The following is a 17,761-nucleotide window of genomic DNA, read 5'->3' as shown; positions in this document are numbered from 1 at the left end:
CTTATCCAAGTTCTGCTTCTTTCGTCCGCATTGTCTTTTGTTTATTGTTCTGATATTTTTCAAGCCGCTCTTTTGCCTGTCCAAGCCTGCCCAAAACAGACGGCTTATGGCCACTGTCTGCTATGTGGGATGCTTCGGATACCCTCCCTGCCATTGTAACGGCTTTCCTCGGACAATCAGCCACCTGGGTTATATCGTCGGCTCCATCCATACCAAGCACCTCTGTTGGTCCCTTCTCATCCATATTCAAAAGCGCATTTAACTCTGTCAGCCGCTCCATTTTTTTCACCAGTTCTTCTTCTTTTGGAAAAGGTTTTTGTACTTCCTCCTGTGCAATGGCTAACTGTTGCTGCAGGTTTTCCATTTTTTGTTCTGAATCTGCCAGTTTCTTTTCAATCCCTGCCAAAGCGTTGCTGATGCGCTGTAGGTTGCCAAGAGGGTCTTTTCCTATCTCAATAGGATAACTGCACTGTCGTTTAATTGTCAGAATATATTTCTGATTGAAGCTGTCAAAGTTTGCCATTAAAGCAAATCCCTGAAATTCCCCGATCTGTCCTGCGCTCTTAACTGCTTTTAACCCTGCACAGGCGGCAATCACCGCTGTTCCGGCTTCCTTACGGTCTGTATAGGTTTTCCCGCCGATTATCATCGCAAAATCATCGGTTTCCTTATCTTTATCCAGCACTGGTTTTACCGCAAGTGCATCTGCCTTTAAAGCGGCAATCCGTTCTTTCAGCGCCGTAATCTGCGCTGGATAATTTTTCGCAATATCGGTTTCCAGGCGGTATTTCTGGCTGGTGTGGTTTGCTTTCAGAAGTTTCAGCTTACTTACCTGGATATCCAAGTCCATCTTTTCTTTTATGTAAGGATTCCCGGTTGCCAACGCTTTTATTTCCGCATAAGAAAGCGCCGCATCATCCACATCCTCACAGGCACGTACAGGGGATTTGCTTGTCATAATCTGGGATATGAATTTTTGCTTATTTTCCAGTATCTGCCACATATATGCGTCAAAAGTTGCTTCTGTGACATACCGGAATATCTTCACCTTTTCGTTTTGGTTGCCCTGTCTTAAGATACGCCCTTCCTGTTGTTCCAAATCCGAGGGTTTCCAGGGGCAATCGAGGTGGTGAAGTGCTATTAACCTGTCCTGAATATTCGTGCCTGCCCCTAGCTTTGGTGTAGAACCAAGCAGAATACGCACCTGTCCGGAACGCACTTTTGAAAACAGTTCAGCCTTTTTGATTTCTGTTCCCGCATCATGGATAAAGGCAATCTCGTTTTCCGGGATTCCCATTGCCGTCAATTTATCCCGCACATCTGCGTATACATTGAAAGTGCCATCATTTTTCGGCGTGGATAGATCACAAAAAACCAGTTGTGTAGACTTTTCTGTTGTTGTCTCCTTCCAAATTTCATAAACATTTTTTACACAGCGGTTTACTTTGCTATCTTCTGCATCCGGCAGCATATCATTTATCAGCCGCTGATCCAAGGCACACTTGCGTCCATCGTTGGTGATTTTCAGCATGTTATCCTGTGTCGGTTCAACACCGCCGGCACGTACAATTTCCGCCCGTTCTGCAAATGCGCTGACCAGTTCCTGTTGTTCTTCACTGGGCTTTAAGACCTCATTGATATATTCTGCTTCCGGAACAGGCAGGTTCAACATATCTGCCGTCTGGATATCTGCACTTTCTTTAAACAGAGCAATCAGTTCCGGAAGGTTGAAAAAACGGGCAAACCGTGTTTTCGCACGATAGCCCGTTCCTTCTGGTGATAGCTCTATGGCTGTTACCGTCTCCCCGAAAGTGGCTGCCCAGGAATCAAAATGCCCAAGCCCCAGCTTCTGCAGAGTATCATATTGTAGATAACGCATGATTGTGTATAGTTCCACCATACTATTCGATACGGGAGTTCCCGTTGCAAATGTGATTCCCTTCCCCCCGGTAAGTTCATCCATATACTGGCATTTCATGAACATGTCGGAGCTTTTCTGTGCATCCGTCTGTGCAATGCCGGCTATGTTCCTCATTTTCGTATAGAGGAACAGATTTTTATAATTATGTGACTCATCCACAAACAACCGATCCACGCCAAGCTGTTCAAAAGTAACTACGTCGTCTTTCTGGGTCTGGTCATTGAGTCTTTTCAATCTGGCCTCCAATGATTTACGAGTTTTTTCCATCTGTTTAATTGTGTAACGTGGACTCTCATCGCTCTCTGCTTCCTGAATTGCCATCTCAATATCCATTATCTGTTTTTCGATTGTAGCTGCTTGCCGTTCTTTTGATAAAGGTATCTTTTCATACTGGGAGTATCCGATAATTACAGCATCATAATCCCCTGTCGCAATTCGGGAACAAAACTTCTTTCGGTTTGCAGGTTCAAAATCTTTTTTTGTTGAAACCAGAATATTGGCACCAGGATACAAACGCAGGAAGTCACTTCCCCATTGTTCTGTCAGATGATTTGGTACTACAAACATATTCTTCTTTGCCAGCTCAAGCCTACGGAGTTCCATCCCCGCTGCAATCATCTCAAATGTCTTACCTGATCCAACGCACTGAGCGAGAAGAGAATTATTTCCATACAAGATGCGTGCAACTGCATTTCTTTGATGAGTCTGGAAAGTAATTTCTGGTGTCATCCCAACAAACTGGATATGGCTCCCGTCATATTCACGGGGTCGGATACTATTGAACAATTCATTATACTTCTGGCATAAATCTTCTCTTCGGTCAATATCCTTGAATATCCATTCTTTAAATGCCTCTTTTATCATGTCCTGTTTTTGCTGCGCCAGCATGGTTTCCTTTTTATTCAGAACACGCTGTTCATCGACTTTATCATATATTTTTGTATCCCTTAAATTAAGAGCATCCTCAAGAAGCCTGTATGCGTTCGCACGGCTTGTTCCATAGGTGGAAGTGACCAGTGAATTTCCGTAACTATCTAAATTTTTACCGGAGATGTTCCACTGTCCGTTAATCGGGGCATATTTCACATCAATGTCTTTACCAAGGTAATACTTTGGAGTATGGAATGTGTCTCCCATAAATGCTGTAATATAAGAAGGATCTATCCAGGTAGCTCCAAGACGTACTTCTATTTCTGATGCTTCCAAATCTTTTGGCTGCACTTTTTCCAAATACTGAACGTTTATTTCAAATTCCGGTTTATTTTCAGCAAATATCCTTGCCGTTGCCAGCTTCTCCCGGACGTTTCCTGACAGGTATTCGTCAGATGCTTCCCATTGGTCGGTCAGAGGATTCTTAAAAATCACACCTGCCAAATCATCCGTGATTTCATCCTCACTTTTTCCGGTAAGTCCTGCCATGAAAGGAACGTCCACTTTTGCCCGTTCTCCAATGGAAATAGCCAGGGCTTCACTTGCAGTATCCACGGATGTGACCGGCTCTGCTTTCCGTATGGTACGTTTATAGAAAATGTCTGCCTTCCGTTTCAGATTTCCTTCCTCGTCTAAATGCTCCAAAGACGCTAAAAGACAATAACTGCTGTCCTGTGAAAACGCCCTGCGGTTCGCTGTACTGCTGATTAAGCCATACTGGGCAGTGAATCGGTCATACTGGTAATTTAACTTTTCCTGCAGCCTTGCGATTGCTTCATCGCTGCCGTCCTCCATCTGGCATTGAATCAATTCCTGGGTCAGATTCCTAAGTTCAATCATTCCAAGCACACGTTCCGTTGTCATGGCGGGCAATTCCATCAGATTCATAATGGAATTTTCACGGTAATAAACTTTTCCGTTTACATTGGTAAAACTGAAATTCTTTACATCCGGGTCTGCAGGTATAGAATTATCCGGTTCGTTTAAATCAAAATCATCCATCTCTGCTTCTATAATCTCACCCTGGATATGACTGACAGCCTCTTTAAGCTGTTCTGCCAAATCCGCCCCCTCGATAGGAACTACCGTCACCTCCTGCTTGCCATACTGCGTACTTTCCGTTGTAAAATTACCAAGCACCATTTCCGGATGTTCGGTAAAATAGGAATTAACTGTATACCCCTCTGGTGTTTTTCCCAAGCTCACCCAGGATGGCTGTTCTAAAGATGAACGGTCACGTTTTTGAAGGAACAAAATGTCTGATACAACATCCGTTCCTGCATTTTTACGGAACGTATTGTTTGGAAGCCGGATTGCCCCCAATAAATCAGCGTGGCTGGCAATGTATTGACGTACAGACGGATTTTGTTTATCCAGCGTACCACTGGAAGTAACCACTGCCACCACACCGCCCGGACGCACCAGGTCAAGAGATTTGGCTATAAAATAATCGTGGATCATAAAATTGTGCTGGTCATATCGGCGGTCTGCCACCTTATAGTTTCCAAATGGAACATTGCCGATCACACAGTCAAAAAAATTATCCGGGTACGTTGTTGTCTCAAATCCCTGGATAGCAATATGGTTTTGGGGATATAGCTGCCTTGCTATCCTTCCGGATATACTATCCAGTTCCACCCCAAACATATGGATACCGTCCATACTCTCAGGTATAAGCCCCATAAAATTCCCCACACCACAGGAAGGCTCCAGCACATTTCCTGATTTCAGCCCCATGTTATTTAATGCTGCATACATGGCTTTGATCACTGTAGGCGATGTATAAAATGCATTCAGCGTGGAAGCCCTGGCCTCCCGGTATTCTTCCGGTGATAATTCAGCATACAGTTCAACAAATTCATTCGACCAATTTTCACTACGCTCTTCAAACGCCTGGGATAACCCGCCCCATCCGACATAACGTGATAAAATTTCCTGTTCTTCCGGTGTTGCCATGCGGTTATCAAATTCCAGTTCATGTAGTAGACGCACCGCTTCCATATTGTTCCGGAATTTCTGTTTCGGGCCGCCTATGCCCAGGCTGTCATCTGTGATACGGAAATTTACCCGTTCCTCCTTTCTATCTGTTGGTTCCTGGATGTTTTCCTCTATCGGCTCTAATGGAAGATTCAAGTCTTTCCGTACTTCGTTGACTTCCTGTGCATCCATGCCATGCTCTGTAAGTGGACGAATTTCATTCTCAAATGCAACCTGTTCTTGTACTTCCATGCGTTCCATCACATCTGCGATAAGCTGCATTTGTTCCGCAGAAAATTCCGGATTCAACATATGTGTCAAGTTTAAATCATTTCCTGCCGCCACATAAATTACATCCATTTGCTCCGGGGAATAAGCACCATAATCGGTGCCGGACTGTTCCATTGCTTTAGAAACTTTTTCTTCAACTTCATTCTCTAAGATTTCCCGGCTTTCTTCACCATACTCTTTATCCTCTGCCATTTCCGGCACTGTTTCTGTAACTGATTTTTCTTCTGGATCTGGTACAACACCTTCCACGCTTTGATTTACCAAATCTTCTTTTGATATTCCAGTATCCATTAAATCAAACAATGACAACTGCTGACCACTCTCAATAACTGGTTCTATCACTTTTTCCCGTTCCGGAAAGATGGTATATGTGCCCTCAATATACCCATGCACATCCGTAAGAATCTGCACTTTTTTCTCATAATTCTCAAAGTCAAGGGGCAGGGAAGCAAGAGCTTCATCCATATGGCGCAGAAGTCCATTTCTGCCATCTTCGCTATTAAACAGGCTGACAACATCTTTGTGCCATGAAAGAAAATCCACATTTCCCTGCCACGGACGAAGCATATCCTCTGGCAGATGATAATAGAAATTTACCACACGGCTTGCCATGTGTTCTTTTTCATATTCCGGCATACGGGAAAAATCACCAGCTTTCAGAAACTTATCATGATTTATAAGGTATTCTACCCGCTTTGCTACCTTTGACCATTTCAGCAGAATTTCCATATCCGGATTTCCATAGTTTCCTCTTGCCAGCTTCAGACCTTTCCCATCATAGTCCGCATAGGAATCATCTGCCCCCGAAAGGGCATGGCTACATCCACCAATCCCATACTGCTTTTTAATAAAATCCGTTTTTTCTTTATCTGTCTTATCTTGTATAAAATATGAATATATGGTCAATCGCCCATCCGAATAAGCGCCTCCCCTTGCCAGGAAAGCGTCAATCTCATCCTGGGTGATAAATACCGGATGTTCTTCCCATGCAAACCCTTCTCTTGACTGATAAGGCACTGCTTCTTTTGCAAACTTCTGAAATTGAGCCAAAACTTTATCTGGCCGGTAATGGTGAAAACGCATAATATCCTTATCTTCTTTGTAAGCCTCTGCAAGTCCTTCCAAGCGCTCAATAAGGTCTGATAGATAATCTGGCTGTTTTAACAGACTGCTTACCTTTTCAGTGACATCCGGAAATACTTTGCGAAATACTTCCGTATCTTCAAAGACAAGTTCCGCAACACCCTCCGCCATATCTCTCTCCATGTAAATCAATGCATTGGCGTGTTCCTCCAATGCATTTGACCTGGCGGCATCCAGTACCACTTGCGGGGCATACTCCCCCTGCAAAAGAAGCTGGTGGATACGTCCGCTCACATCTTCCCAGGACAGAAATGCCTTATCCAGTATCTGATCCGTTACGGTATGACCCACAGCTATCTGCATCCCCAATTCATCGTACCATACGGAATACTCTTTGCCGTCAATGACTAAACCAATACCACCAGTACCATATTCCCGCCGGACAAACTCTGTATATTCTTCCGGCGTCTGTTCTATCATAAAGTTGTAAATGATACGGAGATGGCTTCCTGTATGATTCCCGCCGGCACGTAAAACCTCATCCACCACATCTGATGGAATCGCAATCTCCCCGGCATACAATGCTGCCATCCGTTGTTCAATCTCCCGGATCTGCTGTGCTGCCGTAGGTAATTCGGGCAAAGATAAAGCAGAGGCTATTTCTTCCTCTGCTTCACTCAAATCCTGTTCCGTTGTTTCCTCAATTAGCTGTATACCAATTCCGTCAAGATGCTCTCCTCTGCCATTGCTGTCAAATTGTTCATATGAGCCACCCACGCCATCTGATCCGTCTCCTTGTCCGGTGCCGGATATTTCTCCAGCAGCCCTTTCATCAGGACTTCCATCCGTTCCCTGGCTGCCTTCTCTATCTCCTGCAGGTGACGGTTCAGTTTCCCTGTCATTCTCATGCTCTGATACCAGTTCTTCTTGTGTTCTTTCAGAAACGTCCTCCGCAGCATCCCGTATTTCCCGATTATCACTTCCTGTTCTTTCTCTATTGTCAGGTTCGGGAACAGGTAATCGCCCTTGCGATGATATGTCAGTTCCATGCTCTGTACCTCCTTCTATACTTTCGCTTTCACGAATTAACGTGTTAAATTCATTATAACCGATGTTATTCCCGGTTGCAACCGTTTTTTCGGTTTCCTTTTGCATTTCTTCCCGATGCATTCTGCTTATAGTCCGACCGATATCTACAAGTACCGGCTCCGCTGCGGCACTTACCGCATTTCCCAAAAAAGATAAGACCGACAACTTATTAAAATAAGTGATCCCTATAAAATCTTCTTCATCCAAATACTCCATCGGTTCAAGCCCACAGCGCTGCGCAAGGCTATAAAATGTACTGTTCACGAAAAGGTTGCGAAACTCTATACGGATGCTGTCCTCATCCATCCCCTCTAAAAAAGTGCCTTCCAGTTCGTATTGCAGCCCCTCCATTGCATCTTCCAGATTTTCATCTGCAAGCTGTGATGCGATTTCCAAAAGAACTATTTCCAATTGTCCCGTTTTCTCCATATCCAGGGTATATGTATCAATGAGATGGTCTATAAGCTCATCCCTGTATGCATCCTTAAACCGCCACAAGTTCGGGGTCTTTCCCCCTCGTACCATGTGGGTGTCAGATATATCAAACACATATCGAAGCCGCTCTCTAGGTCCGGTATCGTCAAGAAGTGCAATCCCTTTTGCCCCACGGTTTACCCATCGGTTCATCTTTTCATTCCATAATTCTAAGGATGCACATGCTTGTGCATCCGGGCGCTGGACATGAATCAAAAGAGTATCAGAAAACGAATAGCGGTACAGCTTTGCCGCCGTATTTAAATAACGCATCCAGTCCTGCGGTGACTTGCTTACGTCTTCCGCTGTATACATTGCCAGCCCCTTTATGTCATGTAGTTTGGACATATCAATTCCCTCCCTTTTTGTTTGATTTTATTCCATTTACTTTAGCACGGCAAATTTTTACTGTTGCTTTCGAGAACCCTTTTTTCCCTTCCCTTTACTCGTTCTAAACTCCATCTTAAAACTGGCTCTACCTTCTTTGACATCCAAAAGTAAATCAGCGGCAAAATTCCTGCCAGTTTTTTGTGAGTACAGATCCTCCACATAAGTCCGCCCTGTATCCAGTAATTCCAGCGCCATTTTTTTACTTAGCTGTTTCCTCATGCCGGCAAGATAACGATTCTCTTTCCAAAGGGCAAAAGAGCACTCTCTGCTGGAACAATAAAAATTCTGCTTTCCTTCATACACTGGACTGCCGCACAATGGACAATTACCAATGTTCTCCTTTGGATGAAAACGCCGCTGTTCACTTTCCGGTATTGCTGCACATCCCTCTAGCATACGATCAATTAAATCTGTAATGCCTTGCATAAACTCCTCTTTGGGAAGCTGTCCTTTCTCCATCAGAAGCAGTTGGTTTTCCCATTCGGCAGTCATAGCCGCAGATTTTAAGTAATCTGGCAGAAGCGTAACCAGTTCCATACCATCCTTCGTAGGTAATATCTGTTTTCCTTTTCTCACTGCATAACCAGAAGATACCAGCTTTTCAATCACACTTGCCCTGGTAGCCGGAGTGCCCAGTCCTTTCTTTTCTGTCTCCTTGTCAAATTCTTTGTTCCCGGCAGTCTCCATTGCCGATAGAAGCGTATCTTCGGTATATGGTTTCGGCGGGGCCGTAAAGTGCCTGCTCTTTTCTGCATGGACAGAGGGAATCTCTATGCCTGCCTCTAATCCCTCTGGAATAGAGGAATCAGGCTCCTCTTTCTTTTTCCCTTTTTGTACTGTCATGGTGAAAGCAGACGCTATGTCCTGAAACCCCTGCTGAATCGTTGTTTTACCTTTCATACCAAAATGCTGCCCCTCACACTGTGCTTCCACCTCTGTTTCCTCATACATGCAGTCCGCCGATACAGCCTGTGCCAGACGCTGACCAATCAGCCGGAAGATGTTCTGCTGTTTTACGGAGAGACTATCCATATTCTGCTTAATAGCTTCTTTTGTAGGCAGCAACGCATGATGGTCTGATACTTTATCATTGTTAATGATTCTGCCTACATCCTTACTCATCTTATCTATCGGCAGGAAAGAAAACATATCTGGAAGTATCTCTAAAAGTTCCAGAACGGTTTCTTCCATATCTGCTGTAATATACTGGCTGTCCGTCCGGGGATAAGTGACCAGTTTTTTCTCATAAAGCTCCTGAAGTTCTTTTAGCGTCTCCTGGGCTGTATATCCGAAAAACCGGTTGGCTTCCCGCTGCAGGGTAGTCAGGTCATATAGCTTCGGCGGGGCGCTCTTTTTTTGTTTTTTCTCCACTTTGGTAATAACAGCTATTTTTCCCTGGCATTGTTTTACCAGTTCATCCGCCTTTGCTTCATCAGTTATTATTTCTGAAACAACGGAAATCCCGTTTCCTGTCAGTGTCACTTTGTAATAGGCTTCTTTCACAAATCCTTCCACTTTCTGCTGACGTTCCGCAAGCATGGCAAGAGTCGGGGTCTGTACACGTCCTACTACCAGCCGCTTATAATACTTTGTTGTAAATGCTCTGGTGGCGTTCATACCAATCAGCCAGTCCGCTTTAGCTCTGCATATGGACGCTTCACATAGGTTTTCATACTCCCTGCCGTCTTTTAAACAATCAAATCCGTTACGGATAGCCGTATCTTCCATTGAGCTGATCCATAAACGACGTACCGGTGCATTGCTTCCGGATAAATCATAGACACGTTTAAAGATCAATTCCCCCTCACGCCCTGCATCACAGGCATTGACCACATATTCCAGGTCACTGCGGTTCAGTAATTTTTTTAACACCGCATACTGTTCCTTTTTATCTTTCGCCACGGCAAGCTGCCATTTCGCCGGTACGATAGGAAGGTCTGCAAACTCCCATTTCTGATATCTGCTGTCATATACTTCCGGGGATACATATTCTGCCAAATGCCCCAGGCACCAGCTTACGATACAATCCCGCCCCGAAAAAAATCCGTTCTCCCGTTTATCCGCTCCTAAAACCTTTGCCAATGCCAACGAAACACTGGGCTTTTCTCCGATTACTAAATACATGTTTCCATCCTTTCTGAAAAAGGCAGCCGGTTCCACCCGACTGCCTTTTCTCCCGTTTTTATTGTTTATGATTACCTTCTTATCTGCTTATTCTTCGGTTTCATCATCCGGATTCTCCTGATCTGCTTCCTCGTCCTCATTAATGTAAGCATCATCATAGAACTCCAAATCCTCACCCTCTGCATCTTCCTCCGCTTTTTTGGGCTTAACAACTTTAAAATAATAATAACAGCCAACGCCCCCCGCTATCAGCAGAAAAATAGCAAAGATAGCGCCCGTATTCACGCTTTCTGTCTCCTTTTCAGGCTTATCTTTTGTCTCTTCTATGGAAGGCACTGGCTCTGTCTCCTCCGGCAGTACCACAGATGGTTTTTCTGTTTCCGGTTCCTTTGTCTCTGCAATAAACTCTGACAGGTCATTCTCGTCAATCATAGACAGCATATAGACATTCTCTGAATTGCTGGAACGGTCTAAAACCATAAAAAATGTATTTCCATTCTTAGTCTGAATAGTAAGGAACTGTTTTGTATCATCTCCGGATATATCATCTAAGAGCTGCCCGTTTCCTTCCACAGAAAAAGGCTTTGCTTCTGTTTCCGCTGATGGTTCCTCCGGCAGCGGTGTTTCTGATGGTGTTTCCGCTTCTGGTGGTGTTTCTGTCTTTGTAACTGTCTCCGCCGGCGGTTCCGTTTCCGCAGCCTGCACTACTGCTTCATCCGTGTAGGCGTATGCCGTCACACCAGCGGGAAAAGCCATGCCCAATACAGCAATGAACAATATGATCCACTTCTTAATTTTCATTTTCACTATGTTTTTCCTCCTTTACTGCTTCCGGTTCTTCCGGTATTCCGCTTATTTCTGTCTGTTCTGTTTCTTCATTTATCTCTGTGTTTTCATCATCCAGCTCCAGACAGGGCAATGAAATTTTGCCTCTCTGTATCTCTTCTAAGACTTCTGACAGCCTGCGGCTGTCCAGCTTCATGGAACGGATAGTCTTAATAATTTCCGCATCCTCAATCTGCTTTTTCCGCAGGTTCAGATTCCTTAAATGCTCCTGCCATTGCGCAATCCTTTCTTCCGTTTTTTCTATTTCATCCAAAAGCCGTTTTAATCTCACATTCATTTTCTACTTTCCCCCTTTTACTGGATTCTGCCAAACGCCATAAAATGCTGTTGCCAGTATGCGGAATTGATATTTGCATACTGGATGGGATCTCCACAATGGATCATCATGTTTTCACCTACATAGATTCCTACATGGCTAGCCCCTGATGTGTTATAGGTTCCCTGGAAGAAAATCAAATCTCCCGGTTTTGCCTGTTCTGGTGATACATAGGAGCAATGAGAACGAAGTGCATCTGCGGTCACTCTGCCCACATTCCAGCCATTTCCGCAGTTATTGATAACCCAGCATACAAAGCCGGAACAATCAAAGCTGGTACTCGGTGAAGCACCTCCCCATACATAAGGATATCCAAGATATTTTTCTGCTTCCCGTATCATTCTTGCAAACTTTTCATCTGACAATGCTTCTGCAGGTATTTCATAACCGAAGCCCCCATCTCCATAAGACGGAAGGCTGTCCACATCAAACAGATAGTTCCGGTTGCCATACGTGGTATTATAAATCTCATACCGTTTCTTCTCATTTTCATTCATCCTGCTTCTGAGAACTGCGTCCAGGCTATGATTTGATACGGTTACATCCAGTCGGTTCACTTCCCTTGTGCTGGTCACTTCTACTTCCTGGCTGCCATTGCTGTCTGCTATGTACGCCTCCCAAGTCTGATGACCATGTGCAGATGCAGATGCGTGGTCGCCGTAGTAAACATCAAACTGCACTCCATATCGGTCAAACGCCCCTGTATCTTCCACCACATACTCCACACCATTCATGACTATATGTGTTCCCATTGGTACAAAAGGATTGGATGCATCCACCGCTATGGTATGGTTTGCCGTTGGATAAACGCCGCTGGCTGTCGGACCCCCTGACCATATCCCACAGCAGATGGAGCAACTGCAGTAGCCACTTGTTACCACCTGTCCAAGAGATTCCCCCACACGCACTGTCCTTGTTTCCGTCACAGTTCCCCTGGTTTCATCAATGTCCAGACCATATTGCTGCCTGAATATTTCTTCAATTTCATCCGCTACCTGGGCATAAGTGAAATCTCCGTAAAGTGCCGTAAAATAGGAAATCAGGTGGTAGGGATTATGGGAAATCTCATCCACCTGATAGCGGTATTCATCATATCCCGGATGTCGGGATTCCATACTGTTTATTTGATTATTTAATGCTTCCTCCAACTGTGAATAGGCAGCTTCCACTGCATAGATATCCTCATCATCACTGGCGTAGGTAGTGCTCACAAATGTGGATGTGCTGCCCTGTAGCATTGCCCCACAGCTTGACAATCCAGAAGATACCATGACAAATATAAGTACACTAACTGCCGCTATGCCAAAAATCCCTTTATGGCTCTTCATAAAATTTGTGGCAATACTTTTTGCTTTTGCTATGAAAGACTGAGCTGTTTTTCTGGTTACTTCTGCTGTTGCCTCACCTTTCTTTGCTGACTGATATGCCTTCTTGTAACGCTGTTTTTGCCAAAACCGCTGAATGATGCTTTTCTTCGCCTGTTCTGTCTCCGCAGCATGTCTGCCAGCCGCTTTCCCTGTTTCCTGTGCCGTCTCAAACTGCAATCCACCAGCTTCTGCACTAGGGATGTTTTCTTTCAGCCTGGGCGCTTTGTTATGGATGCGTTTCCTTGAAGCGGCATACTGCAAGGCTTTTTCTCCTGCCAGTTCTGCCCTATGTGTTCCTTCTACCGCCGCATTGTCCTGTTCTGCTTCATGCCCTTTGGCATGGACATAGGTAGCTGCGGATACTGCCGCCGCTGTTGCGGCTTTTTTTGTGATACCCACGCCGGCACCACGTACCATGCCGTTGTTGTCCTCATCATCAAAGGACAGGCGGGATTTTTTCTTCCTCTGCTCCTGTTGTGCCTTCCCCTTTTTCTCTCCGCTAAAAGAATCCCCTGTTTCCTGAGAAAACTCAGCCTGGCCAGATTCCGTCCGTCCGGCAACTGTTTCTTTTTCCTCTGCCCTTAACTTTTCCTTTCTGGAATAAGCCTGCACCTGTTTTTTCTTTTGGGAATGACTGGTTTCAGCAGCAGCCTTGACATAGCTTTCACTTCCTGAAGGATGTCCCCGGATATTTTCCATACGTGATGAATGTTCCGTAAGTTTCCCGGTTTCATCCATTGGTACAGAATCTGTCTCTTCTCCATATGTGGCAGTCTCGTCTTTTTCTGATAATGCCCTGCGTGAAAATGCAGCTTCTGGCATTAAAATAGCTGTTGCCATGCCGCTTTCCGGGGAAAGCGCTTGTTCAACAGCCCGGTTACGCCGTTTTAAAGATGTATTGACTGTATCCTCCAAAGTAGCTGACGGATTTTTTCCCACCTGCTTATGCCGGTTATTTTGGAAGCTGACTGAATCCTCTTCCTGTCCGGACAAAGATAAACAGTCCTGCTCCCTCTGGCTTATCCTGACAGATTCCCCACTGTAAAGATTTTCTTCTATCAGACCGTCACGGCTTATCTTCCTCACGGTCTTATCTCTTGCTTTATATTCATGTTCTTGCACAACTGATCACTCCAGTCTCTGCTGTCTTTTATACACAAGTTGTTGCATACAGTTCCCATTTTTCCATTGTCTGGTCTATCTGTTCCTTTATTTTCTGGCTGTACTCCCACATCTCTTTTGGCATTTTCTTTTCATTTAACATCAGCAGACGCAGCATGGAACCCTGCACATCCAGCAGGGATGCAAAATAAATGAGGTCATCCATCATACAGGCAAATATTTCTTCCCCATCCCCCTCCCGGTCTGCATTCAGAAGCTTATTTAATTCTTCACATCTTTCTTTTTTTTCTATGTTTTCATTTTCAAGTATCATATTTTTCCCTTTCTATTCAGCTTAATGATTTTGTTATTAACAGCAAAGACGTTTGCCAATTATCTGATAATACTTATGTTCAATTTCCGCCCCCAGGTAATCACGTCCAGTCTGCTTTGCTGCCAATGCAGTGCTTCCAGTTCCAAGAAAACCATCAAAAACCAGTTCACCCGGCAGACTGGAAATCTGGATAAGCCATTTCAGCAACTCCACATTCTTAATTGTGGGATGATGAATCCCCTGCTGGATATGCCATGCAGAGTTATATGTTGCTTTCGGATATTCCTCACCAAACCAGCAGGCATTGAATCTGGTTTTATATTTCCTGCTCGGCGGCCTTCCCCTTTGGAAAAGACTGCCTTCCTTTTTCCGATTTTGTAGTAATGTGGTGTGGTTAAACAAGCGCCGCCCTTTCTGGCAGAAGATGATCCACTCCGCATTGTTCGCAAAACTCCCCTGCAAATCGCCAATGCCGCATATATTTCCCTTCTCTACAACCATACAGTTCTTCACGGAAAAACCTGCCTTAACCAAACATTCATAGTGATGCGGATAACAGTCAAATCTGGTAAAAAAATAAGCATGTGCGTTATCCTGTAAAATACGGTAGCTTTCCCTTGCCATTCTTTCATAATCAATCCCATCATCCCCAGGCAGCAAATCATGTTTCCTGTTTGCAAAATTATTTTTGTAAGAAATTCCATATGGCGGGTCTGTCAGAATCATGGACACATAGCCATCTGGTATTTCCTCAAATAAGTCCATACAGTCACCATGAAAAACCCGGTTTCGCAAGTCGATTTTTCCTCCCGTCATACTGTTTTCTCCTGCCGTTCCTTCAAATCAGAGGGTTTTGTTGACATCAAAGTATACAGACGCAGGGAATGATCAAACTTGTCTTTAAATGGGATAATGGTGCTGCCATAGAATATCAGCCCTTCTCCCTCGCCACTGTTGGTTACATAGGATAGCTGGTGCGGTGAGATATTTAACTGTTTTGCGAGAATCTGCCTGTCTCCGGCAGCCTGGTTTAACATATAAATAAAGTCCGAGTTTTCAAAAATGTTTTCAATTTCCCGGCTCGCCAGCAAGTCCTTGATATTCTGGGTAATGCCTGTGGGAATACCGCCCCACTTTCTAAAACGCTTCCAGATCTCCACGCTGTAAGCGGCGGTCTGTTCTTCTTTTAAAAGCAATGCCGATAGGTCAGACCCTTGCGGGTCTTTCGCCCCGGCCCACACCGTGCAAGCAGCTTTCACTGCACACGGCGTTCCATGGGAGAAGTCTTTTATTGCTAATGTAGTTGTTCACAAAGTAGAAATGTTTAGTTTAATTCGGTCAGCAGTATCGGTTTCAGTCCGGCGGCAATCCGCCACTTGTTGACCTTTACCAATCTGCCTTTTTCTTTGCAACCTGTTAATTCAAGATATTTCAGGATTGTTTCCTTTGTAGTGGCATGAATCAGCCGATGGACATTTTCATGCACAATACGCAGGTTGGAATACTCGTCGGTTCCACCTAAAGACACCGGCTTCCAGTGGTGGCAGTGGACTTCTTCGGCTGTCAGCATAACTCCTGTGATTTCGCATTTACCCTGTGCCGCAACAAACCGTGATAGTCGGTTATCGCAGTATTCAATACTTCGTTCCGGGTTCCTGCTCTGGCTTAATTCAAACAAGGTGGCAGAATAGGCTTCCTTGCTCAACATCTTATGGATTTCCGTTCTGCCCTCCGGCGTGTACTGGTTGATTGAGGAACGGTGGCACATTGGATTCCTGTGCCGACAGTACGCAACCGGGGCAAGGATATAGCCGTTTATGTACCAAATCTGCTTGGACTTCCTGTATTTCTCATAGATGAATAAATCCATTCCACCATGCAGATTGGGCGGCTTTGCCCTGCTTAGGTTGCACCGGGTATTCAATCGGACTTTCATGGTTCTGTCCAAACTCGGAAAGAGCTTATGGACATCTTCATTTATCATGGTTGCCATGCTGTAATACTCATGGACACCCACAACAGCCTGATTGTAGCGGATTATCGCCATATGCTGAATCTCCGCATTTTCATAATCCTTGCAAGCCTTTACTAAATGCTGCTTCAAGGCGGCCTTTTGGGTCTTTATGGCTTTGTCAGTCATGTGTGACTTGACGCACCACTTTTTTCCTTTCCGATACACCTTGAATTGAATGCCTAAAAATTCACTGTAACCGTCTTTCAGGTTGGTAATCTTAGATTTTTCCTCGGAAGTTTCCAGTTGCAGACGTTCCGACAGCCACATTTCAGTCGCTTTTTTCAGACGCACCGCATGGTCATAGGTTTTACAGAACAGCTTAAAATCGTCGGCATAGCGGACGGAGAACACTTCTTTCAGCTTGCTTGCCCTTAACTTCTTGTAGATATTCCCCTTGTTAAGTGAACCATCACGATTGTAGGTGTAATCACTTTTACTGGGTTTCTGGACAATCATATTTGCCCACTGGCTGTCAATCCACCAGTCCAATTCATTCAGAACAATGTTTGCAAGCAACGGGCTTAAAACCCCGCCTTGCGGCGTTCCCTTTGTGGGAATGGTTCTTTCTCCGTTTTCTTCAATCGGCGCTTTTAGCATCTTGCTGATTAGGGACAGCAGACATTTATCCTGTATTCCCAGCGCCCATATCTGTTTCAGAAGTTTCCCATGGTTGACGTTATCGAAAAATCCTTTTATATCAACGTCCACCACGTAGTGAAACCCGCTTACCTGTGCCAGTTTATAGCACATGGCGACTGCCTGTTTACAGTTGCGGTTTGGTCTGAATCCGTAACTGTACCTATGAAATTTTGCTTCACAGACTGGCTCCATGACTTGCAGGACACACTGTTGCACAATCCTGTCAAGCACGGTGGGAATCCCCAAAGGGCGGAGTTTCCCGTTGGCTTTCGGAATATATACCCGCCTTACAGCTTTTGGCTGATAGTTGAATATCTTATCCCTGACCCGTTTTACAATGGCTTCTTCCGGCATTTGCTTCAAATCTTCAAACGTCACGCCGTCAACGCCAGCCGTGTTGCTTCCTTTGTTTGTTTTCAGGTTGCGGTATGCCAGCTTGATGTTTTGCTCACTGGCAATGGTACTGATAAGGTCTTTGAATACCTTACCGTCTTTGCTTTCTTGAAACAGCCTGTCCTGAATTTCCACCATACTGTAATACTCCGCATGGCGCAGACTGTTCCGTTTCAACATTTCTTTTCTTCGCATAGTCAACATCACCTCGCTTTTGGCTCGGCTCGGTTTCTTTTAGTCATACTCGAACCTATGAATGTCAACTACATTACTTTATTGCACTTCTTTTGCCGGATTGCTCCGGCTCCCACTAGAGGCTGTTGCTCCATTCCCATTACAGGAACTTCAACGCTCGTGCCTCCGCTTTCACAGCGGTTAAGATAGGTTATACTTGAGGTTTTCCCTATCAACAGGTCATAGCAGGTGTAACTGCTCGCTGTCCGCTGCTTCCGACGTTCCGATATGATACGAT

Annotated in this window: 8 protein-coding genes and 2 pseudogenes; all 10 read right to left on the bottom strand. The window is 44.8% G+C overall.

Going from position 1 to position 17,761, the window contains the following annotated elements:
• Position 1: 1 nt before the first annotated feature.
• Positions 2-4,918: pseudogene (locus tag BN3456_RS16270) on the bottom strand (DEAD/DEAH box helicase family protein); the annotation flags it as partial.
• A 1,988-nt stretch (positions 4,919-6,906) separates the two neighbouring features.
• On the bottom strand, positions 6,907-7,251 hold the full coding sequence (locus BN3456_RS16265; protein ID WP_242862830.1) for a TnpV protein: 345 nt from the start codon (positions 7,249-7,251) through the stop codon (positions 6,907-6,909).
• A 919-nt stretch (positions 7,252-8,170) separates the two neighbouring features.
• Positions 8,171-10,279 (bottom strand): type IA DNA topoisomerase, encoded by a 2,109-nt coding sequence (locus BN3456_RS07620; protein ID WP_089983568.1) that lies wholly within the window; start codon positions 10,277-10,279, stop codon positions 8,171-8,173.
• 87 nt (positions 10,280-10,366) lie between these two features.
• Complete coding sequence (locus BN3456_RS07615) at positions 10,367-11,080, bottom strand: CD1107 family mobile element protein (protein WP_242862834.1); 714 nt, start codon at positions 11,078-11,080, stop codon at positions 10,367-10,369.
• Positions 11,070-11,402: a DUF4315 family protein gene (locus BN3456_RS07610; RefSeq protein WP_089983539.1), complete on the bottom strand. Its 333-nt coding sequence runs from the start codon at positions 11,400-11,402 to the stop codon at positions 11,070-11,072. The genes BN3456_RS07615 and BN3456_RS07610 overlap by 11 nt, the downstream gene beginning before the upstream one ends.
• 17 nt (positions 11,403-11,419) lie before the next feature.
• Positions 11,420-13,930, bottom strand: coding sequence for a C40 family peptidase (locus tag BN3456_RS07605; protein WP_089983538.1), 2,511 nt, complete (start codon positions 13,928-13,930; stop codon positions 11,420-11,422).
• Between the two features lie 28 nt (positions 13,931-13,958).
• Entirely contained in the window at positions 13,959-14,243 is a 285-nt protein-coding gene (locus tag BN3456_RS07600; protein ID WP_089983537.1) for a hypothetical protein, read from the bottom strand.
• A 36-nt stretch (positions 14,244-14,279) separates the two neighbouring features.
• The gene (locus BN3456_RS07595; protein WP_089983536.1) at positions 14,280-15,059 is read right to left on the bottom strand and encodes a DNA-methyltransferase; all 780 of its coding nucleotides are present in this window, start codon (positions 15,057-15,059) and stop codon (positions 14,280-14,282) included.
• Positions 15,056-15,439, bottom strand: a pseudogene (locus tag BN3456_RS07590) (conjugal transfer protein TraE); the annotation flags it as partial. The pseudogene BN3456_RS07590 and the gene BN3456_RS07595, both read right to left, overlap by 4 nt.
• A 128-nt stretch (positions 15,440-15,567) precedes the next feature.
• Positions 15,568-17,484: a group II intron reverse transcriptase/maturase gene (gene ltrA / locus BN3456_RS07585; protein ID WP_089983534.1), complete on the bottom strand. Its 1,917-nt coding sequence runs from the start codon at positions 17,482-17,484 to the stop codon at positions 15,568-15,570.
• Between the last annotated feature and the right edge of the window lie 277 nt (positions 17,485-17,761).

Origin of the sequence: Clostridium sp. C105KSO13, from assembly GCF_001517425.1 — a bacterium.
Taxonomy (GTDB): domain Bacteria; phylum Bacillota; class Clostridia; order Lachnospirales; family Lachnospiraceae; genus Muricomes.
This window is presented reverse-complemented; position numbering and strand designations above follow the sequence as displayed.